The following is a 20,643-nucleotide window of genomic DNA, read 5'->3' on the forward strand; positions in this document are numbered from 1 at the left end:
CGAGTCGGATGTGACGGCCATCATCACGCATCACAGCGATTCCTGCACGTTTCGCGGACCCCTTTCTCAGCGGGCGTGGCGGCTCGTCCGGGCGGTCGGCTCCGCGGCGGCGGGATCCTCGGGCCAGGGGTGCTTGGGGTACCGCCCGCGGTTCTCGGCCCGGACCTGCGCGTAGGGGCCGGCCCAGAAGGAGGGCAGGTCGGCGGTCACGGCGAGCGGGCGGCCTGCCGGGGAGAGCAGGTGCAGGACCACCGGCTCACGACCGTCCGCCACAGCGGGGGTGACACGCGCCCCGAAGAACTCCTGCAGCTTGGCGGCGACCACGGGCGGGGTGTCCTCGTGGACGCCCGGATAGTCCACGACGACGGCGCGCCCGCTCGGCACGGGCAGGCGCTCGGGGGCGAGCTCGTCCAGCCGGCCCGCCTCCGGCCAGGGCAGGGCGCCCCGCAGCAGCGCCTCGGCGTCCAGGCGCGCGAGGGGCCGCCCCGCGGCCAGGTCGGCCGCAAGCCCGTCGACCAGCGCGTCCAGGCCGGGCAGCCCCGCATCCGAGAGGTCCGGCCACGGGGCGCCGAGGACGCGGTGGAGCAGGTGCACCCGGCGGCGCAGGCGTTCGGTCCGACCGCTCGGGTCGAACCGGGCGAGGCCGTCGGCGGCGAGTGCGGCGCGCACGGCCTGGGCCGCGGCGTCGGGGGCGACGGGGGCCGGCGTCTCCGTCAGCACGAGCGCGCCCAGCCGGTCCACGCGGCGGCCGGTGAGCCGGTCCCCGCGCCAGTCGGCGGTGTCCTCGGTGCGCCGCAGGCCCGCGCCGGCGAGCTCGGCGAGCGTCCGGTCGATCGGCGCGGCCGCGCGGATCGCGGCACCCGTGCCGGCCGCGTCCCCGGCCACGCGGGCGACCTCGGCCACGGCCAGCCACTCCTGCCCCGCCAGGTCGCCGCCGGCGGCGTCGCGGGGCAGGGCCGCGCGGGTGCCGGAGGCGAACGGGTACGCGCCCGCCTCCCCCGCGCGTCGGGCGATCCACGCGGGGAAGGCCAGGGCGGCCACGAGGCCGGCGGGGTGCCGCCGCGCGGTCGCCGCCGCCTCGGGCCCGGGCTCGTCCGGCTCCCGCGTCTCCGGGGCGTGGTGCGCGTGCCGACGGGCGAGTCGTTCCAGTCGGTCCGCCTCCCGGTGCCAGCGCCCGGCCTCCGGGTGCCGGCCGTCCCGCAGGGCCGCGACCAGTGCCTCGAGGTCGGCCCCGGGGGCGCGCAGGTCCAGGGCGAGGGCCGCCGTCGCCTCGGCCGCGGGGCGGGGCCCCGTCCACGGTGCCGCGCGCAGGAGGGCGTGGCCGAGCGGCGGGTCCAGGGGCAGCTCGGCCAGGACGGCTCCGTGCGGGGTGATGCGCCCGTCCGCGTCCACCGCGTCGAGGGAGGCGAGCGTGCGCTCGGCGGCGGCCATCGCGTCGGCCGGCGGGTCCTCGGGCAGGGTCAACCCGCGGCCGCCCGGGGCGCCCCACGCCGCGAACGCCAGGGCCACCGGTGCGAGGTCGACGACGGCGAGGGCCGGCGTCGGGGCTGCGGGCGCGGTGCCCAGGGCCGCGGCGGTGTGGCAGCGGACCACGGTGCCGGGGCCGAGGCGGGCGGCGCGGCCCGCCCGCTGGCCGGCGGCCGCACGCGAGGCCTGGACGGTGACGAGCCCGGCCATGCCCCGCCCCCGGTCCCGGCGCGGCTCTCGGGCCAGGCCCGAGTCGACGACGAGGCGCACCCCGGGCACGGTCAGCGAGGACTCGGCGACCGCCGTCGCGACGACGACGCGCGGCACGGCGGGGTCGATACGGCCGGCGAGCGCGGCGTCCTGGTCGGCGGGTTCCTGGCGGCCGTGCAGGACGCGGACCTCGGTGTCCGGGGCGAGCGCGGCGACGCGCCCCGCGACCGCCTCGACCTCGGCCACGCCGGGCACGAAGACGAGGGCATCCACGGTCGGGTCGGCGTCGAGCGCCTCGGCGTGGGCGCGCACGGCCGTGGCCGCGACGTGGTCGAGGAAGGCCCGGTCCACGCGGCCCTCGGCGGTGAGGCGGTGGCCGCGGAAGGGGGCGTGCTCCTCGCGCAGCGGGTGCAGCACGGCCGGGGTGGAGACCACGGGCAGGGGCGCCTCCTCCCCCATGCCGCGGGCCCAGCGGGTGGCCAGGGCCGCCGCGTCCACGGTGGCGGACATGGCCACGAGCACGAGTTCGGGGCGCAGCTGCCGCAGGTCGGCGAGGAGGGCGAAGAGCACATCCGTGTCCAGGTCCCGCTCGTGGACCTCGTCCAGGACCACCGCGTCCACGCCGTCGAGCCCGGGGTCGGCGAGGAGGCGGCGCAGCAGCAGGCCGGGGGTCACGAACTCGACGACCGAGGCCCCGCCGCCCGCCGCGTCGCCGCGCACGGCATACCCGACGGCGGCGTCCCCGAGTCGAGCCTGCGCGTCGGGGTCGGCGCCGGGCTGCACGTCGGCCGCGGCGGCCAGCACCGCCGTGCGCAGCCGCCGCCACGCCGCGCGCACCGCGACCCGGCGCGGCTGCGTGACCAGGACGCGCCCGCCGCCGTGGTCCGCGAGCCGGACCGCGAGCGCGGGCGGGACCACGGTGGTCTTGCCCGTGCCCGGGGGCGCCTCGACGACGGCCGCCCCGCGCGCGTCCAGCGCCGATCCGAGCTCGGGCAGGGCGGCGGCGAACGTCAGGCCGGCGCTGAGGCGGCCGAGGGCGGCGGAGAGGACGGAGGGGACGGTGACGGGATCGACGGGGGTGGGCATCGGGACCCATTGTGCCCGCCTCCGCCACGCTGTCCCGGGACCGTCCCACTGACTAGGCTGTGACCCATGACCACACCCGTCCAGGAGCACCTCGATCGCCTCACGTCGGCCCACGCGGGTGAGGGGGAGGTCCCGGACGGGCTGGGCGTCGCGATGCTCCTGGTGGACGGGCACCGCTACGTCTCCGGATCCATGACGCCCGTGCCGCTCGCCACGCTCGCCTCTCCCCTGTTCCACGCGCAGGCCCTCGAGGACCTCGGCGCGGTGCGGGTGGGCGAGCGCGTGGGAGCCGCCCCCGTGCGCGACCTGGACCACCGGGTCGAGGTGGACGCCGTCACGGGCCTGCCGCACAACCCGCTGCAGAACGCGGGCGCGGTGGCCACCGCCTCCCTCGTGAAGGGCCGCGGTGGCCGCGACCGCACCGCACGCATGATGCAGCTGCTCTCCGCACTGTTCGACCGCGAGGTCACCGTCACGGAGTCGGCCGCGCGTGCGGAGAACCGCGCCCAGCACCACACCCGGTCGGCTGCGTGGCTGATGAAGTCCCTCGACACGCTGGACGCCGACCCCGAGACGTTGCTCGAGGACATCGCCACGGTGCGTGCCGCCACCGTGACCGTGGAGGACCTCGCCCTGCTCGCCGGCACCCTCGCGCACGGCGGCGTCCACCCCGTCACCGGGGACCGTGTGCTGAGCGAGGAGACGGTCCGCGGTGTGCTGTCCGTGATGGACTCCTGCGGCATGGACACCCGGGACTCCCGGTGGGCGTACGACGTCGGCCAGCCCGGCTGGGCGTCCACGCGCGGCGGCACGGTGCTCGTGGTGGTGCCGGGCCACCTCGGTCTGGCGCTGCAGTCGGACACGACGGACGAGAACGGGCTCGGTACCGTGGCGATGGCCGCCCTGCGGACCATCGTCGAGGACTTCGAGCTGCACCCGTCGGTGGTCACCGGCTCCCCGCGGGCGGCCCTGCGCACCCACTACCGGATCGATCAGGCGCCCTCGGGCACGGTGCGCAGCGCCGTCGTCCTCGAGGCGCTCGGGCGGTTCGCGGACACCGTGCACGTGATGGAGCTGGGCGGTCACCTCGGCTTCAGCCAGGTCGACGCGATCGCTCGCGTCAGCCGCGATCTGCCGGAGGCCCTCGAGACGCTCGTGGTGGACATGCGCTCGGTCAGCTCCATCTCCCGTCCGGCCCGGCTGCTGGTGGCCCAGTGGTTCGCCCGCGCGTTGGGCAACGGACTCGACATCGTCGTCGTGGACCGGGACGCCGCCGAGATGAAGGAGCTGATGTCGGCCGTCGAGGAGTCCGTGGAGGTGGACCTGCCCGAGCCACTGCAGGATGAGGCCGAGGGGGTGGACCCCGCCGCCGAGGGCGCGCAGTTCGTGTTCTTCGACTCCCGCTCGCGGGCCGCCCAGTGGGCCGAGCAGCGGCTGCTCTCCCGGCACGCCCCCCACCTGCTGCCGCGGGACGCCCAGGAGGCGGCCGTGGCACCTCTGCTGCAGCACCTCTCCGCGGACGACGCGCGTCTGCTCGAGTCCATGATGGACGAGCGGGTCTACGCGGACGGCCAGATCATCCGTCGCGCCGGCCAGCCGTTCGGCGGCATCTACGTGATCGTCTCCGGCACCGTGGAGCTCTCGGGTCAGGGCACGGGCAGCCGCCGCGTGCGCCGCACCCTGCTCACCCCGGGGATGACGTTCGGCGAGATGGCCCTCGGCCAGCCCGGCCGCCAGCCCTCCACCGTCCGCGCGCGCGGGCCGGTGACGGCGCGAGTCCTCACCGCCCAGGTGATGGTCGCGCTCCAGGAGGGCTTCCCCCAGCTGGCCCTGGCCCTGTGGGAGGCGCTGGCCCGCGACGCGTTCACCGCGCTGGGCCAGCTCATCCGGGAGACCGGCGCGCTGCAGGACTGACAACCCGCGGGGGCGGCGTCCCCGTGGGACGTCGCCCCACCCCCGTCACCGCCCGAGGATGTGGCGCAACGCGCCCTCCAGTTCCGGGTCGCGCATCTCGTAGCCGGAGGCGACCAGTCGGTCCGCCACGACCTTCTGGTCGGCCGCCACGGTCTCCACTCGGCCCTCCTCGCCCAGCAGCAGGCGCGGCCCGGCCTCGGGCACCGGGATGACCGCGGGCCGGCGCAGCACCCGCCCGAGCACGGTGGCGAACTCCCGGGCCGTGACCGGCTCGGGCGCCACCGCGTTCACCGGGCCGGTGACGCCGTCGTCGAGCACCGCGTGGGCGAAGGCCCCCGCGATGTCATCCGCGCCGATCCAGCTCAGCCACGGGCTGCCGTCGTGGCTCTCCCCGCCCGAGGTCGCGACCGGGCCGCCGAGCCCCGCGAGGAACAGCGGCAGCACCTGCTGCAGCATGCCCCCGGCCGGGCTCAGGACCACGCCGGTCCGCAGCATCGCCACCCGGATGCCGGACGTCTCGGCGCGTCGGGCCTCGGCCTCCCAGTCCGCGACGACCTCGGCGAGGAAGTTGTCCCCGGGCTCCAGATCCTCGACGAGGCCGCTGCCGAACGGGCCCGTGCCCGCGTCCGCCCCGTAGTACCCGATCGCCGAGCCGTTCACGAGCGCCCGCGCCCGCGCGTCGTCCCCCTCCCGTGCGGCGATCCGGGCGAGCGCGTCCACGAGGGTGCGCGTGCCGCGTACGCGCGAGTCGTGCACGGCCTCCTTGTGCGCGTCCGAGAACCGGCCGGCGATGGGCTCGCCCGCCAGGTTCACGACGACGTCGGCCTCGGCCAGGGCGTCCTCGTCCACGGTCTCCCGGCCGGGGTCCCACAGCGCCGCGTCCAGCGCGCCGGCCTTCTTCGGGCTCCGCACGAGCCGGATGACGCGGTGGCCGCCGGTGGTGAGCAGGGCACAGAGCTGCCGGCCGATCAGTCCGCCGGACCCCGTCACGGCGACCGTGCGAGCCGGCCCGCCGACGAGGGGGCCGGGATGGGCGGCGTGGAAGTCCAGGTCATCGGCCATCACGCGGGCCCGATAGGCGAACTGGCGGCCCAGCTCCGCCTCGAAGGCCTCGTGGGTGCGGCGCGAGGCCGCGGCGCCCAGACCGGGCACGCGGGACACCAGGGACTCCCCCGGCAGGGCGTACTCGATGTGGTCCGTCACGACCGTGCCCCGCCGGCCGTCCGCCGTGTCCGCCTCACCGGGCGCAGCGTCGTCGAGCAGGTGCGTGTGCCGCCAGGAGGCGAGAGGGCCGGAGACCATCTCGTCCCGGAACATGCGGCCCTCCTCGTAGGCCGTGTGGCGGGCCCGCCACGGCACCGCGGGCGCGGCCCCGCCGGGCAGGCGGGAGGCGACGGTGTCCGGCAGCAGGCCGGTGAGCATCCCGTGGGCCGCGCCGGCGAACAGGCCGGCCGCCCCGGGGGCCTGGATGCGCAGTCGCGACTCGGAGCCCACGCGGAGGCCGTCCGTGGGTCCCTGGACCACCTCGCCGGCGAAGGGCGGGGTGAGCCGCTCCAGCGCGCCGGGGTTCTCCAGCCAGCGGAAGACGACCTCACGCGGGTGGCGCAGGAGGGTGCGGTGCTCGAAGACGCGGATCTCGGTCATGGACGCCAGCCTGACACAGGGAGCGGACGGGCGAACACCTGTCCGGGCCGGGCCGTGCAGGACAATGAGGGGATGGACCTGCTTCCCGAGCTGCGCTGGACCGCCGCCGCCCTGCCCGCCACCGAGCTCACCCTCGTGGCCGTCTTCTCCCCCGAGGACCAGACGGTGCGCGCCTCCGGCGTGGCCGTGCCGGGGGACTCGCAGCCCCCCGCCGCCGCGGTCGGGCGCCTCCTCGAGACGCTCATGGACCGGCTCGTGGCCCTGGACCCGGAGACCGCCGACCGCGAGATGAACCCGCGCCCCGTGGAGCCGCGTCCGGGTGTTTCCCAGCCCGTCGCCGACGCCCTGGCCGCCTACGCCGCGGGGGACGTGGTCGCGCTGGACGCCCTCGACGTCACCCAGCCGGGCACCGCGTTCCGGCAGCGGGCGTGGCGGGAGCTGCGCGGCATCGCTCCCGGCTCCCCCGCCACCTACGGCGGCCTGGCCGAACGGTGCGGGGCCCCGCGGGCCGTGCGCGCGGCCGGCGGGGCGTGCGCCGCCAACCTGGTGGCCGTCGTCGTGCCCTGCCACCGCGTGGTGCGCGCCGACGGCGCGGCCGGCCACTACCTCTACGGCACCGCCGCGAAGCAGGCCCTGCTGGCCCACGAGGCGGCGCGCGCGGGCTGACCGGCCCCTCCCCACGGCAACGTCGGTTGAGTTGTCACGGGTCCCGGGCACGCACACCCGTGACAACTCAACCCGCGTTGCGGACACGAGAAGGGGCCGGGCCGCGCGCTCCACGCACGCGACCCGGCCCCCGGCGCTCAGCCGCTCAGTCGCTCAGTCGCTCAGACGGAGAGCTTGTCCACGATCGCGTTGAGCGTCGCGGACGGGCGCATCACGGAGGTGACCTTCTCCAGCTCCGGCCAGTAGTAGCCGCCCAGGTCCACCGGGGAGCCCTGCACGCCGTTGAGCTCGGCCAGGATGGTCTCCTCCTGGGCCTCCAGCTCCTCGGCGATCGGCTTCGCCGCGGCCGCCAGCTCGGCGTCCTCGGTCTGCTTCGCCAGCTCGCGGGCCCAGTACAGCGCCAGGTAGAAGTGGCTGCCGCGGTTGTCCAGCTCGCCGACCTTGCGCTTCGGGGACTTGCCCTCGATCAGCAGGGTGCCGGTGGCGGCGTCCAGGGTGTCCGCCAGGACCCGCGCGCGGTGGTTCTCGTTCGCGACCGCCTCGTGCTCGAAGGACACGGCCAGCGCGAGGAACTCACCGAGGGAGTCCCAGCGCAGGTGGTTCTCCTCCACCAGCTGCTGCACGTGCTTCGGCGCGGAGCCGCCCGCACCGGTCTCGAACAGGCCGCCGCCGTTGAGCAGCGGGACGACCGAGAGCATCTTCGCGGAGGTGCCCAGCTCGAGGATCGGGAACAGGTCCGTGTTGTAGTCACGCAGCACGTTGCCGGTCACGGAGATGGTGTCCTCGCCGCGGCGGATGCGCTCCACCGAGAGCTTGGCGGCCTCCACCGGGGAGAGGATGCGGATGTCCAGGTCCTCGGTGTCGTGCTCCTTGAGGTACTCCTCGACCTTCTTGATGAGCTCGCGATCGTGGGCCCGGGTCTCGTCCAGCCAGAACACGGCCGGGGTCTGGGACGCGCGGGCGCGGGTCACGGCCAGCTTCACCCAGTCGCGCACCGGGACGTCCTTGGTCTGGCAGGCGCGCCAGATGTCGCCGGCCTCGACGTCGTGGGAGAGCAGGGTCTCCCCGGCGGAGTTCTTCACGGCCACGGTGCCCGCGGCGTCCATGATGAACGTCTTGTCGTGCGAGCCGTACTCCTCGGCCTTCTGCGCCATGAGGCCCACGTTCGGGACGGTGCCCATGGTGGTGGGGTCGTAGGCGCCGTTGGCCTTGCAGTCGTCGATCACGGCCTGGTAGACGCCGGCGTAGGAGGAGTCCGGGATGACGGCCAGGGTGTCCTGGGTCTGGTCGTCCTTGTTCCACATGCGGCCGGAGGTGCGGATCATGGCGGGCATGGAGGCGTCCACGATCACGTCGGAGGGCACGTGGAGGTTGGTGATGCCCTTGGCGGAGTTCACCATGGCCACGTCCGGGCCGTTCTCGTAGGCGGCGGCGATGGCGGCGCGCACACCCTCGGCGGTCTCGGCGTCGAGCTTGTCCAGGCCGCCCTCGATCGCGGCGAGGCCGTTGTTCGCGGACAGGCCGGCGGCGGCCAGCTGCTCGCCGTACTTCTCGAACAGCTCGGAGAAGTAGGCCTTCACGACGTGGCCGAAGATCACCGGGTCGGAGACCTTCATCATGGTGGCCTTCAGGTGCGCGGAGAAGAGGATGCCCTCCTCCTTGGCGCGCTTGACCTGCTCGGCGAGGAACGCGTCCAGGGCCTTGGCGGACATGAACGTGCCGTCCACGACCTCGCCCTTGAGGACCTTCAGGCCCTCCTTGAGCACGGTGGTCTTCCCGTCCTCGCCGGTGAACTCGATCGTCAGCACGTCGGCGGCCGGCAGGGTCACGGACTGCTCGTTGGCGCGGAAGTCGTCCGCGCCCATGGTGGCGACGGCGGTCTTGGAGTCAGGGGTCCACTCGCCCATCGAGTGGGGAAAGCGCTTGGCGTACGCCTTCACGGCCTTCGGGGCGCGGCGGTCCGAGTTGCCCTCGCGCAGCACCGGGTTCACGGCGGAGCCCTTGACCGAGTTGTAGCGCGCCTTCGCGTCCTTCTCCTCATCGGTCTTCGGCTCGTCCGGGTACTCCGGCAGCGCGTAGCCGTCCGCCTGCAGCTCCTTGATCGCGGCGCGCAGCTGCGGCACGGAGGCGGAGATGTTCGGCAGCTTGATGACGTTCGCCTCGGGGGACTTCACGAGCTCGCCGAGCTCGGCGAGGGCGTCCGCGGTGCGCTGGTCCTCGGGCAGGACGTCCTTGAACGCGGCGAGGATGCGGCCGGCCAGCGAGATGTCACGGGTCTCCAGCTCCACGCCGGCGGTGCCCGCGTAGGCACGCACGATCGGCAGCAGCGACGCGGTGGCCAGCATGGGCGCCTCGTCCGTGAGCGTGTAGATGATCTTCGACATGCGGATGATCTCTCCTTCTGGCCGCACTCGAGACGCGGCCCTCGTCGGCAGGGAACGGGTGACTCCCCGCCAATCTACCCGGCGCCTCGGACGCGCCACACCGTGTGTGGCTCGGCGTCAGCGCCCCCGGCCGTCGCCGGTGCCCTCGCCGGGCCGGGCGGGGTCGCCCGGGTACCAGGGGGGCGTCGGGTCGGCGGGGGCGCCCCCCGACGACGGCGGCGTGGATCGTGGCCGGCTCAGGTGCCCCGCACGGCCTGGGCGATGAAGAAGGAGACGACCAGGCCGAGGGGCTCCACACCATCGGCCCGCCCCGCTCAGCCGTGGAAGAAGTGGCGCGCCCCGGTCAGGTACAGGGTCACGCCGGCGGCCTCGGCCGCGCCCACGACCTCCTCGTCCCGGACGGAGCCGCCCGGCTGGACGACGGCCTTCACGCCGGCGTCGATGAGGATCTGCAGCCCGTCCGCGAACGGGAAGAACGCGTCCGAGGCGGCCACGGACCCGCGGGCCCGCTCGGGGGCGCCCTCCCCGGAGACGTTCTCCGCGCCGCCGGCGCTGCTCACGTCCTGCCCGCCGGTCTGCGCGGCGCCCAGGGTGTTGGCGCGCTCGACGGCCAGGCGGCAGGAGTCGAGGCGGTTGACCTGGCCCATGCCCACGCCCACCGTGGCGCCGTCGTGGGCCAGCAGCACGGCGTTGGACTTGGCCGCGCGCACGGCGCGCCACGCGAAGGCCAGGTCGGCCAGGACGGCCTCGTCGGCGGCGGGGCCGGCGGCGAGGGTCCAGGTGGCCGGGTCGTCGCCGTCCGCGTCCACCGCGTCCGCGATCTGCAGCAGCATGCCGCCGGAGACCTGCTTGGCCTCCACCGCGTCCCGCAGGAAGCCCTCGGGCAGGCTCAGCAGGCGCAGGTTCTTCTTGGCGGAGAGGATCTCCAGGGCCTCGGGCTCGAACGCCGGGGCCACGACGACCTCCGTGAACACGTCCTTCACCTGGGCGGCCATGGCGGCGGTGACGGGGCGGTTGGCCGCGATCACGCCGCCGAACGCGGAGACCGGGTCACACGCGTGGGCCTTGGCGTGCGCCTGCGCGATGTCCGTGCCCTCGTCCGTGACGGCCACGCCACACGGGTTGGCGTGCTTGACGATCGCCACGGCCGGGACCGGGTGGTCGAAGGCGGCGCGCACCGCGGCGTCGGCGTCCACGTAGTTGTTGTAGCTCATCGGCTTGCCGTGCAGCAGTTCGGCCTGCGCGATGCCGGGGGCCGCCGAGGAGTCCAGGTACAGCGCCGCGGGCTGGTGCGGGTTCTCGCCGTAGCGCAGGATCTGCGCGCGCTCGAGGGAGAAGCCGGCGTAGGGCGGGAACACAGGGATCTCGTCGGCGTGCGTGTCCTCGCCGAAGTGGGCGGCGGTCCAGGCGGCCACGGCGTTGTCGTACGCCGCGGTGTGGGCGAAGGCCAGGGCGGCCAGGCGCCGGCGGGCGTGCAGGTCGAAGCCGCCGGACTGCGCGGCCTGGACGACCTCTCCGTAGCGGGCCGGGTCCACGACGATCGCCACGGACGCGTGGTTCTTCGCGGCCGCGCGCACCATGGACGGCCCGCCGATGTCGATCTGCTCGACGACGGCGTCCTCCGCGGCGCCCGAGTTCACGGTGTCCACGAACGGGTAGAGGTTCACGACGACGAGGTCGAACGGCTCCACCTCGAGCTCGCGCAGCTGGGTCACGTGGTCCTCGCGACGACGGTCGGCCAGAATGCCCGCGTGCACGCGCGGGTGCAGCGTCTTCACGCGGCCGTCCAGGCACTCCTGGAACCCGGTGACCTCGGCGACCTCGGTGACGGGCACACCGGCGGCGGCGATGCGCTGGGCGGTGGAGCCGGTCGAGACGATCTGCACGCCCGCGGCGTGGAGCCCGGTGGCGAGCTCCTCGAGGCCGGTCTTGTCGTACACGGAGATCAGGGCCCGCTTCAGGGGCACCGTGTCCAGGACGGTGGTGGTGGGCTGGGCAGAGGTCACGAGGGGGCGCTCCTTCGAGGGGGTCCGGGTGTCCTCCAGCATAGGCCGGGCCGCATAATGGCCCAGGCGTCCGCGTGACGGACCGCCCCCCACTCCACCCGACGAACGGGAGCCGACCATGTCCTCCGCCACCCCGCCCCGCCCCAGCGCCGACGGCGCGCACCCCGGGCCCGCGCCCGACGTCGTCGCCCCCGACGCCGCCCTGCCCACCGGTGAGGCGGTCGTCCAGGAGCTGCCGTGGCGCTGGTCCGTCCAGGGCCGCATCTTCCTGATCGGCGGCCTGGGCTTCATGTTCGACGCGTGGGACGTCACGCTCAACGGCGTGATGATCCCGCTGCTGCGCGAGGAGTGGGCCCTGGACAAGGCCGACGCCGCGTGGATCGGCACCGCCAACCTCATCGGCATGGCCGTGGGCGCGTTCCTGTGGGGCACCATCGCGGACCGCATCGGCCGCAAGGCGGCGTTCGCGTGGACGCTCGCGATCTTCTCCGTGTTCACGATCGCGGGCGCGCTGACCGACTCCCTGCTGTGGTTCGCGCTGTTCCGCTTCGTGGCCGGCATGGGCCTGGGGGGCACGATCCCCGTGGACTACGCGCTCGTGGGCGAGTTCACCCCGCGCCGGCTGCGTGGCCGCGTCCTGGCCGCGATGGACGGCTGGTGGCCCGTCGGCGCCGCGCTGTGCGGCCTCGTCTCCGCCTGGCTCGTGGGCACGTGGGGCGACTGGCGCCTGCCCCTGCTGGCCATGGTCCTGCCGGCCCTGCTCGTGTTCGTCGTGCGCCTGGGCATCCCCGAGTCCCCGCTGTTCCTGATGAGCCGGGGCCGCGAGGCACAGGCCCGCGCCGTCATCGACCGCATGGTGGCGGCCACCGGCGCGCCTCGCCGGCCCTACACGATGCCCCCGGCCGAGCCGGCCCGCTCCAGCGGCGTCGGCGCGCAGCTCGCCGCGGTCTGGCGGTTCTCCCCGCGCATCACCGCGGTCGCCTGGGCCCTGTTCGTGGCCATCATGCTCGTCTACTACATCGCGCTGCAGTGGCTGCCGACGTTCCTCATCGACGCCGGCTACGCGGAGGGCCGCGCCTTCATCATGACCTCCGGCATGGCCGCGGCCGGCCTGCTCGGCGTGGTCGTGGCCACCGTGCTGATCGAGGTCACCGGCCGCCGCTGGCTGCTGGCCGTCAGCGCCGTCGTCGCGAGCGCCCTGACCGTCTGGCTGGCGAGCGTGCTGGACGTGCCCGCCGCGGTGCTGCCGCTCGTGCTGGCGTTCGGCTTCGTGGTGCAGGTCGCGATCCCGGTGCTCTACACGTACGTCTCCGAGCTGTACCCGACGACGCTGCGCGCCTCCGGCTTCGGCTGGGCGTCGGCGGCCTCGCGGGTGGGCGCGGGCCTGGGCCCGCTGCTCTTCGTGGGCACGCTGGTCCCCGCCCTCGGGCTGCCGGGGGCGTTCGCCGTCACCGGCGGGCTCGTGGTCCTGGCCTGCGCGGCGATGCTGGCGCTGGCCCCGGAGACCCGCGGCCGCGCCCTCGAGGTCAGCGCCGACTGAGCTCGCCGAGCACGCGCAGCAGCAGGGCCCGCTCCTGGACCTTGATGCGCTCGTGCAGCTCGGCCTCGGTGTCCGTGTCCAGCACGGGCACCGCGGCCTGCGCGAGGATCGGGCCGGTGTCCACGCCCGCGTCCACCACGTGCACGGTGCAGCCGGTGACCTTCACCCCGTGCGCCAGCGCGTCCCGGACGCCGTGGGCCCCCGGGAAGGACGGCAGCAGGGCCGGGTGGGTGTTGAGGATGCGGCCCTCGAACCGCTCGAGCAGCGGGGCGCCCAGGATCCGCATGAACCCGGAGCACACCACCCAGTCCGGCGCGTAGGCGGCGACGGCGTCCGCGAGCGCCTCGTCCCACGCGCGTCGGTCCGCGTGGTCCTTCGGTGACACCACGAACGTCTCGATCCCGTGGGCGCGGGCACGCTCCAGGCCGCCGGCGTCGGCGACGTCGGCGCCCACCGCGGCGATCTCCATGTCCAGGGCGCCGGAGGCGACGGCGTCGAGGACGGCCTGCAGGTTGGTGCCGGAACCGGAGACGAGGGCAACGATGCGCATGCGCCCATCGTAGGGTGAGGGGGTGTCCGCCCCCGTTCCCTCCTCCCCGCCCCGCCCGCCGCAGGGCGCCCCGGACCCCGGCCGCGTCCGCACCGGCCGTGCCCTGCTGTGGCAGTCCGTGGCGCTGCTGGGGATGCTGCTCTCCTTCTCCCTCGTGCTGCCGTGGAAGCTGATCGCCCTTGCGTTGGGGCTGGTCGCCCTCGTGCTCGGCGTGCGCGTGTGGGTCACGAGCCGCGGCGCCGAACGCTCGGGGCTGACCCGCGCGGTGGCGTCCGCCGGCATGGCGATGGCACTGGTGGGCCTGACGACGGCGGCACTGCCGCTGCTCGCGTGGGACGCGACGGCCCAGCTCGAGCAGTGCAGCGCCTCCGCGCTCACCGCGCGGGCGCAGCAGGCGTGCGCGGACGAGTTCACCCGTCAGGTGGAGGAGCGCACGGGGGTGCCCCAGCTGCGACCCTGAGCCGCGGGCGTCAGTCCCGCGCCCGGCGCGGGGACGGCCGGCCGCGCAGCGCGGCCAGCGGCCCGATGCGGGGAGTGCGGTCGCCGGACCGCGGCACCGTCGTCGTCCCGTCCCGGTGCCCGGCCACGGCCAGGGCCGCGAGGTAGCCGGCCGCGCAGCCCAGCGCGACCCACCCGGCGACGGCGGCGCACACCGCCCAGACGTGGGAGCCGATGTCCGTCAGCGTGCCGAGCCCGAGCGTCCCGGAGGTGAGGGCCAGCGGCACGAGCAGCAGCAGCCCGGCGAGCAGTCCGGTGAGCACGGCCAGGGCCAGCGTGGACAGCGTCAGGGACACCGCGCGGCTGCCGTGACGGGTGTGCAGCCAGTCGTCGAGGTGGTTCTCCCCCTCCCGCAGCAGCCACACGCCGGCCACGGCGCCGGCGCCGATCGGCACGGCCAGCAGGAGCAGCTGCCACGGCGACCACGTCACGGGCAGCGCACCCAGCACCGGGAGGGCAGGCGCGGTGGCCGGCGTCGCGCCGAACACGGAGTAGAGGCTGTCCGCGCCCACGGAGAACCCCGGGCCCGCCGTCCACGCGATCGACCACGCGGTGAACGTGGGCAGCCAGCCGATCTGCAGCAGCGCCACCAGCAGGCCGCCCAGCGGGCCGCCCCCGATCGCCTGGGCCACGGTGACGACGGCGGCCCACTCGACGGCCAGCCGCCCCGCCACGAGCAGCGCGTTCAGGCCCGTCAGGGCGAGCACGGCGACGGCCGCGGCGCGCACCACGGACCAGGCGTACGAGCCGGCCCAGCGTTCGTACTGCGAGCGCCGCGAGATCCGCTCCGTGAGGTCCAGGCCGATCAGGTGCGCCCAGGTGCCGGCCTCGCGCCGCGCCCCCGCGAGGGCGGCGACGCCGAAGAGCAGGGCGGGCAGCAGCGCCGCCGGGGCGGGGTGGGCCGTCAGCTCGTCCGTGCCGGGCAGGAACGCCACGGCCAGCCCCACCAGGGCGTAGGCCCCCACCGCGCCCACGAAGGCCTGCCACGCCTGGTCCCGGTAGGACGCGCGGGCCAGGCGCCGGCAGGCCCGCCAGGACAGCGCGAGCGGGACCAGGGTCAGGCCCCACGGCACGAGCCACGCCGTGCCGGTGATGAGGTGATCCGGCGCGGTGGGCATGGCCGTGGCCACGGTGACGGGCACCGCGTGCAGGGCCAGCCACAGGACGCCGCCCACCTGGACGGCGCCCTCGATGGTCGGCCGCTCGAACCCGCCCGTGGCCCACACCGCGAGGGTGGGAACCATGACCGCCAGCAGGCTGATCATCGCCGTGACGAGCGCCTCGACCACCCCCTGCAGCCACAGCGGCAGGGGGACGGGGCGCAGCAGACGGGGCGCAGCGGGGCGGGAACTCACCCGTCCATGGTGCCACCCGACTCCGGGCGGCGCCTGGACGGGGGCGGGCCGCGCGGGCCGGTGCGACAACCGTCACGCGCCCCGAGAGTTCACCGCGGGGTCACCGGGCCGTCGTCGGCGGGTGTCCCGGCCGTGGTCCGGGGTCCTTAGCGTCGGCCACGTGCGTGTCGTCGTGGTCGCCGAATCGTTCCTGCCCCATATGAACGGGGTCACCAACTCCATCCTCCAGGTGCTGCGCCACCTGCGGGAACGGGGCGACGAGGCGATGGTGGTCGCCCCGGCCGCCTCGTGGTCCGCCGGGTGGACCCAACGCGCGGGCGCCGGTGAGGCCCCCCGCGAGGTCGAGGGCTTCCCCGTGCGCACCCTGCCCTCCGTGCCCCTGACCGGGTACACCTCCGTGCGGGTGGCCGCCGGCACGGTGGGCCGGCTGCGCGGCATGCTCGCCGACTTCGCCCCGGACGTGGTGCACATCGCCTCCCCCTTCGTGCTGGGCTGGCGCGCGGTGCAGGCGGCCGAGGAGCTCGGCATCCCCTCCGTGGCCGTCTACCAGACCGAGGTCCCCGGCTACGCGGCCCGGTACGGCGCCCCGTGGCTGGAGGACGTGCTGTGGAGCCACGTGGCGCGCCTGCACAACACGGCCACGCTGACGCTCGCGCCGTCGTCGTTCACCGTCCGGCAGCTGCACCGCCAGGGGGTGCGACGCGTGCACCTGTGGGGCCGCGGCGTCGACTCCCGCCGATTCCATCCCGCCAAGCGGGACGAGGCGCTGCGCGCCGAGCTCGCCCCGAACGGCGAGAAGCTCGTGGGCTTCGTGGGGCGGCTGGCGCACGAGAAACAGGTCGGGGACCTGCGGGTGCTCTCGGACCTGCCGGGCACCCGCCTCGTGGTCATCGGCTCCGGGCCGCTGCGCGAACAGCTCGAGCGGGAGCTGCCCGGCGCGCACTTCGCCGGCTTCCAGGGGGGCGAGGACCTCGCGCGCCACGTGGCCAGCCTGGACCTGTTCGTGCACCCCGGCGAGTCCGACACCTTCGGCCAGACGCTGCAGGAGGCGATGGCCTCGGGCGTGCCCGTCGTCGCCGTCGGCCGCGGCGGCCCCCTCGACATCGTGGACGCCTCCCGCACCGGCTGGCTCTACCCGCCCGGCGAGCTGGACGAGCTGCGCCGCCACGTCGCGGACCTCGTGTACGACGACGTCAAGCGGGCCGCGTTCGCCGACGCGGCGTGGGCGTCGGTGCAGGGCCGGACCTGGCCGGTGCTGTGCGAGCAGCTCATGGGCTACTACGAGAAGGCGATCGCGGTGCAGGAGCGCCGCCGCGTGGAGCTGGCCCGCCGGCTGCTGACGGCGCCGTCGCTGCTGGCCGCGCGCGTGTTCGGCTGAGCCCCGGGCCGGACGCCGGCCGGACGCCGTGCGGCCCGGGTCTCGCGTCCGGAGCCGTGGCTAGGGTGGCGGGCATGGACGCCACCCCGCACCCCCGCCCCGCCGAGCCCGGCCCCCTGCCCGATCCCGCCGCGCCCCGCCGCCTCGCCGGCAAGGACGTGCACCCCGTCGGCCTCGGGTGCATGAACATCGTGCACGGCTACTCCGGATTCCTCGACGACGCCGCCGCCGTCGACCTGCTCACCCGCGTGCTGGACGACGGCACCGACCACCTGGACACCGCCACCCTCTACGGCGGCGGCCGCAGCGAGGAGCTCGTGGGGCGCGCGCTCGCCCGGGCGGGGGCGGACGTCCGCGAGCGCGTCCTGCTCGCCTCCAAGGGCGGGCTCGTGCGGGACGGGCAGCGGCGGATCGACGGCCGCCCGGAGACGCTGCGCGCGCACGTGGACGCCTCCCTGCGCCGGCTCGGCCAGGACCGGATCGACCTGTACTACCTGCACCGGCTGGACCCGAAGGTCCCCGTCGAGGAGTCCGTGGGGGCGCTCGCGGAGGCCGTCACGGAGGGCAAGATCGGGACGATCGGCCTGTCCGAGGTCTCGGCCGCCACCCTGACCCGGGCCGTGGCCGTCCACCCGATCGCGGCCGTGCAGTCCGAGTACTCCCTGGCCACCCGCAACCCCGAGTGGGGCGTGCTCGAGGCGTGCCGCCGCCATGGGACCGCCTTCGTGGCCTTCTCCCCCGTCAGCCGCGGCCTGCTCACGGACGCGCCGCCGCGGCTGGGCGGGCTGGACGCGGGAGACCTGCGGCACCGGCTGCCCCGCTTCGCCGAGGGCCACTACGAGGCCAACCTGACGCTGCGCGAGGCGCTCTCGGCCGAGGCCGTCCGGCTCGGGACAAGCACGGCGGGGCTCGCCGTCGCCTGGGTCCTGGCCCAGGGCGAGGACGTCCTGGCGATCCCGGGCACCACCTCGTGGGACCACTGGCTCGAGGACCGGGGCGCGCACGAGGTACGGCTGACCCCGGCCGACGTCGCCCGGCTGGACGACCTCGTCAACGACGCGACCGTGGCGGGGCCGCGTTACAGCGAGAGCCAGCAGGCCAGCATCGACACCGAGGCCGCGCCGCCGCGCTGAGCCGAACGCAGGGCCCGGGGTGGCCCGCGTCTCATTTCGGTAACAGAGCGCGCTCCCTGTCAGGATGGGCGTCAGGCACCGCGGCCTCCTCCGACCGCGGCGCGCCACGGCGGGGCACCGCGGGGCGTCTCTACCCCGACGTCCGAGGAGGACACCATGAATGAGTCTCTGGAGACCCTGCGCGACGAAGTGTTCGCGCGCAACCCCGGCGAGGCCGAGTTCCACCAGGCGGTGTCCGAGGTGTTCGAGGCGCTGGGACCGGTGATGCAGCGCCACCCCCAGTACGTCGAGGCCGGGGTCATGCACCGCCTCTGCGAGCCGGAGCGCCAGATCATCTTCCGCGTGCCGTGGATCGACGACGCCGGCGTCGTGCAGGTCAACCGCGGGTTCCGCGTGGAGTTCAACTCGGCGCTCGGCCCGTACAAGGGCGGGCTGCGCTTCCACCCCTCCGTGTACCTCGGGATCGTCAAGTTCCTGGGCTTCGAGCAGATCTTCAAGAACTCGCTCACCGGCATGCCGATCGGCGGCGGCAAGGGCGGCTCGGACTTCGACCCCGCCGGCAAGTCCGACCGCGAGATCATGCGGTTCTGCCAGTCCTTCATGACGGAGCTGCATCGCCACATCGGTGAGCACACGGACGTGCCGGCCGGCGACATCGGCGTGGGTGCCCGCGAGATCGGCTACATGTTCGGCCAGTACAAGCGACTGACCAACCGCTTCGAGGCCGGCGCCCTCACCGGCAAGGGCCTGACGTGGGGCGGCTCGCTGGTCCGCACCGAGGCCACCGGCTACGGCGCCGTGATGTTCGTCGACTCCATGCTGCGCACGCGCGGCGAATCCATGGACGGCCAGCAGGTGCTGATCTCCGGCTCCGGCAACGTGGCCATCTACGCCGCGGAGAAGGCCGCCGCGCTCGGGGCCACCGTGCTCACCGCGTCCGACTCCTCGGGCTACATCGTGGACCCGGACGGCCTCGACCTGGACCTGCTCAAGCAGATCAAGGAGGTCGAGCGTGGCCGTATCTCCGAGTACGCCGAGCGCCGCGGCGGGCGGTCCCGCTACGTGACCGGCGGCAGCGTCTGGGACGTCGAGGGCACCGTGGCCCTGCCGTGTGCCACCCAGAACGAGCTCGACGAGTCCGCCGCGCGAACCCTGCTGAAGAACGGGGTGAAGGCCGTGGCCGAGGGCGCGAACATGCCCTGCACCGAGGCGGCCTCCCACCTGTTCGTCGACTCCGGGACGCTGTTCGGCCCGGGCAAGGCCGCCAACGCGGGCGGCGTGGCGACGTCGGCGCTGGAGATGCAGCAGAACGCCTCGCGGGACTCGTGGAACTTCGACTACACCCACGACCGGCTCGAGCAGATCATGCGTGACATCCACGACCGTTGCGTGGAGACCGCCGAGGAGTACGGCACGCCCGGCAACTACGTGGCGGGGGCCAACATCGCCGGGTTCATCAAGGTCGCCGACGCGATGATCGCCCAGGGCGTGGTCTGAGTCCCCGCCCTGCCCCTTCCGTGATCCTCCGCCGCCCTGCGACATCACCGCCGTTCTGACGCGCGGTGATGTCGCAGGGCGGCGGTCGCTTGAGGGCGCCCGGCTCCTGCACAGGCCCCCCGACGTCGGGTGCCCTCCACCGCCGGCGCGGCCGACCCGTCGCGCCCCCGACGGGCCCACGAGACTGGGCCGCATGACCCTGCTCTCCGACCACTCGCGTGCGCTGCTCCCGGGACGCGGGCCCCTGCTCAGCGCGGCGGACCCTCACGACGGGGCGGCGCGGCGCCGTCTCGAACGCGCCTGGACCCGCGGGGTCCTCGTGCGGCTCTGCCCGCGCGTCTACATCAGCGTCAGCGACTGGGCCGCGCTGCGTCCGTGGGACAGGGCGGTCGTGTCCGCCGTCGCCCTCTCGATCGCCCGCCCCGCGACGGTGTTCACGGGCCTGACCGCGGCCCGGTTGCACGGTCTGGGGCCGGCCGTCGAGCCGCCCGCGCTCGAGCTGCGCGCCCCCTCCCCCGGGCATCACGGCGCCGGGCCGCTGACCCGCCGTCCCTTCGCCCCCTCCCTGATGGCCCACAACCGCCGGCCTCCCGGCCTGCCGCGCCGCCGACCCCGGTGGGGGCTGCCGGAGGCGGACCCCGCCGCGCCTCAGCGGGTCGAGGCCGTCCTGTCCGACGGGCAGAGCCTCGGGACCGTCCTGGCGGATCCGCTGCCCACGGTGCTGCTGGTCCTCGGCGCGGCCACCCCGTTCCGCGACGCCGTGGCCACGCTGGACGCGCTCGTCCGAGCCCGGCCCGAGGAGGCCGCACGCTGGGCGAGGCAGGCGGAGAGCCGGCTCGGATCGGCGGCCGCCCTCCGCCGATTCGAGCGGGCCTGGCACTTCGCCGACGCGCGGGCGGAATCCGCCGGCGAGTCCTACAGCCGGGCCATCGTCCACGAGCTCGGCTTCGTCCCGCCCACGGCCCTGCAGCATCGCCACCGGGATGCGAACGGACGCGAGGTGGCCCGCACGGACTTCTGGTGGGAGCAGGTGGGGGTGTACGGGGAGTTCGACGGGCTGGGCAAGTACGACCTGTCGTTCTTCGACGGTGACGACACGGCCCGCCGCGCCAGCATCCGCCGGGAGAAGGAACGGGAGGTGGCCCTGCAGCTGGTCACCCGGGCGGGCGCGCATTGGACGTGGGGAGACCTCCTGCGGCCGGACCGGCTGGCGCGGATCCTCACCGCCGCGGGCGTCCCCCGCTCGGTCTGATCCGCGGCCGTCCCACGGGCCCGGTCCCGACCTTCGCGAGCCCGAGCGGCGGGCCTCCGCTCT

Annotated in this window: 14 protein-coding genes; 8 read left to right on the plus strand and 6 right to left on the minus strand. The window is 75.2% G+C overall.

The features are described from left to right. Positions 1-66: 66 nt before the first annotated feature. Positions 67-2,763: an ATP-dependent helicase C-terminal domain-containing protein gene (locus SOY78_RS10465; protein WP_324701546.1), complete on the minus strand. Its 2,697-nt coding sequence runs from the start codon at positions 2,761-2,763 to the stop codon at positions 67-69. Positions 2,764-2,829: 66 nt separating this feature from the next. Here SOY78_RS10465 and SOY78_RS10470 point away from each other — a divergent pair, with 66 nt between their 5' ends. After that, positions 2,830-4,677: a glutaminase gene (locus SOY78_RS10470; RefSeq protein WP_036381998.1), complete on the plus strand. Its 1,848-nt coding sequence runs from the start codon at positions 2,830-2,832 to the stop codon at positions 4,675-4,677. Between the two features lie 45 nt (positions 4,678-4,722). On the opposite strand, the gene SOY78_RS10475 is transcribed toward SOY78_RS10470, so the two are convergent. Then, complete coding sequence (locus SOY78_RS10475) at positions 4,723-6,321, minus strand: TIGR01777 family oxidoreductase (protein ID WP_324701547.1); 1,599 nt, start codon at positions 6,319-6,321, stop codon at positions 4,723-4,725. A gap of 72 nt (positions 6,322-6,393) precedes the next feature. Here SOY78_RS10475 and SOY78_RS10480 point away from each other — a divergent pair, with 72 nt between their 5' ends. After that, positions 6,394-6,987 (plus strand): methylated-DNA--[protein]-cysteine S-methyltransferase, encoded by a 594-nt coding sequence (locus SOY78_RS10480; RefSeq protein ID WP_317676360.1) that lies wholly within the window; start codon positions 6,394-6,396, stop codon positions 6,985-6,987. A gap of 161 nt (positions 6,988-7,148) precedes the next feature. Here the strand turns inward: SOY78_RS10480 and SOY78_RS10485 are convergent, their stop codons facing one another. Then, positions 7,149-9,371, minus strand: a complete 2,223-nt coding sequence (locus SOY78_RS10485) for an NADP-dependent isocitrate dehydrogenase (protein ID WP_324701548.1) — start codon at positions 9,369-9,371, stop codon at positions 7,149-7,151. Between the two features lie 314 nt (positions 9,372-9,685). Next, positions 9,686-11,377, minus strand: a complete 1,692-nt coding sequence (gene purH / locus SOY78_RS10490; RefSeq protein WP_317676362.1) for a bifunctional phosphoribosylaminoimidazolecarboxamide formyltransferase/IMP cyclohydrolase — start codon at positions 11,375-11,377, stop codon at positions 9,686-9,688. A gap of 118 nt (positions 11,378-11,495) precedes the next feature. Between purH and SOY78_RS10495 the strand changes: the two genes are divergently transcribed. Further along, positions 11,496-12,917 (plus strand): MFS transporter, encoded by a 1,422-nt coding sequence (locus tag SOY78_RS10495; RefSeq protein ID WP_317676363.1) that lies wholly within the window; start codon positions 11,496-11,498, stop codon positions 12,915-12,917. On the opposite strand, the gene purN is transcribed toward SOY78_RS10495, so the two are convergent. Then, positions 12,904-13,467 (minus strand): phosphoribosylglycinamide formyltransferase, encoded by a 564-nt coding sequence (gene purN / locus SOY78_RS10500; RefSeq protein WP_115165360.1) that lies wholly within the window; start codon positions 13,465-13,467, stop codon positions 12,904-12,906. The genes SOY78_RS10495 and purN overlap by 14 nt on opposite strands. A 22-nt stretch (positions 13,468-13,489) precedes the next feature. Here purN and SOY78_RS10505 point away from each other — a divergent pair, with 22 nt between their 5' ends. Further along, complete coding sequence (locus SOY78_RS10505; protein ID WP_317676364.1) at positions 13,490-13,927, plus strand: hypothetical protein; 438 nt, start codon at positions 13,490-13,492, stop codon at positions 13,925-13,927. A gap of 10 nt (positions 13,928-13,937) precedes the next feature. On the opposite strand, the gene SOY78_RS10510 is transcribed toward SOY78_RS10505, so the two are convergent. Further along, positions 13,938-15,320, minus strand: a complete 1,383-nt coding sequence (locus tag SOY78_RS10510; protein WP_324701549.1) for a DUF6350 family protein — start codon at positions 15,318-15,320, stop codon at positions 13,938-13,940. A gap of 160 nt (positions 15,321-15,480) precedes the next feature. On the opposite strand from SOY78_RS10510, the gene SOY78_RS10515 reads away from it, so the two are divergent. The 4 genes from SOY78_RS10515 to SOY78_RS10530 all read left to right on the plus strand — a co-directional run bounded on the left by SOY78_RS10515 (position 15,481) and on the right by SOY78_RS10530 (position 20,580). Next, positions 15,481-16,698 (plus strand): glycosyltransferase family 4 protein, encoded by a 1,218-nt coding sequence (locus tag SOY78_RS10515; RefSeq protein WP_324701550.1) that lies wholly within the window; start codon positions 15,481-15,483, stop codon positions 16,696-16,698. A gap of 74 nt (positions 16,699-16,772) precedes the next feature. After that, positions 16,773-17,831: an aldo/keto reductase gene (locus SOY78_RS10520; RefSeq protein WP_324701551.1), complete on the plus strand. Its 1,059-nt coding sequence runs from the start codon at positions 16,773-16,775 to the stop codon at positions 17,829-17,831. Between the two features lie 156 nt (positions 17,832-17,987). Next, entirely contained in the window at positions 17,988-19,328 is a 1,341-nt protein-coding gene (gene gdhA / locus SOY78_RS10525; protein ID WP_163721120.1) for an NADP-specific glutamate dehydrogenase, read from the plus strand. 193 nt (positions 19,329-19,521) lie between these two features. Then, a complete protein-coding gene (locus SOY78_RS10530; protein ID WP_324701552.1) occupies positions 19,522-20,580 on the plus strand; it encodes a hypothetical protein in 1,059 nt (352 codons plus the stop codon). Positions 20,581-20,643: the final 63 nt, after the last annotated feature.

Source organism: Micrococcus sp. HOU01 (genome assembly GCF_035609305.1).
GTDB lineage: Bacteria > Actinomycetota > Actinomycetes > Actinomycetales > Micrococcaceae > Micrococcus > Micrococcus luteus.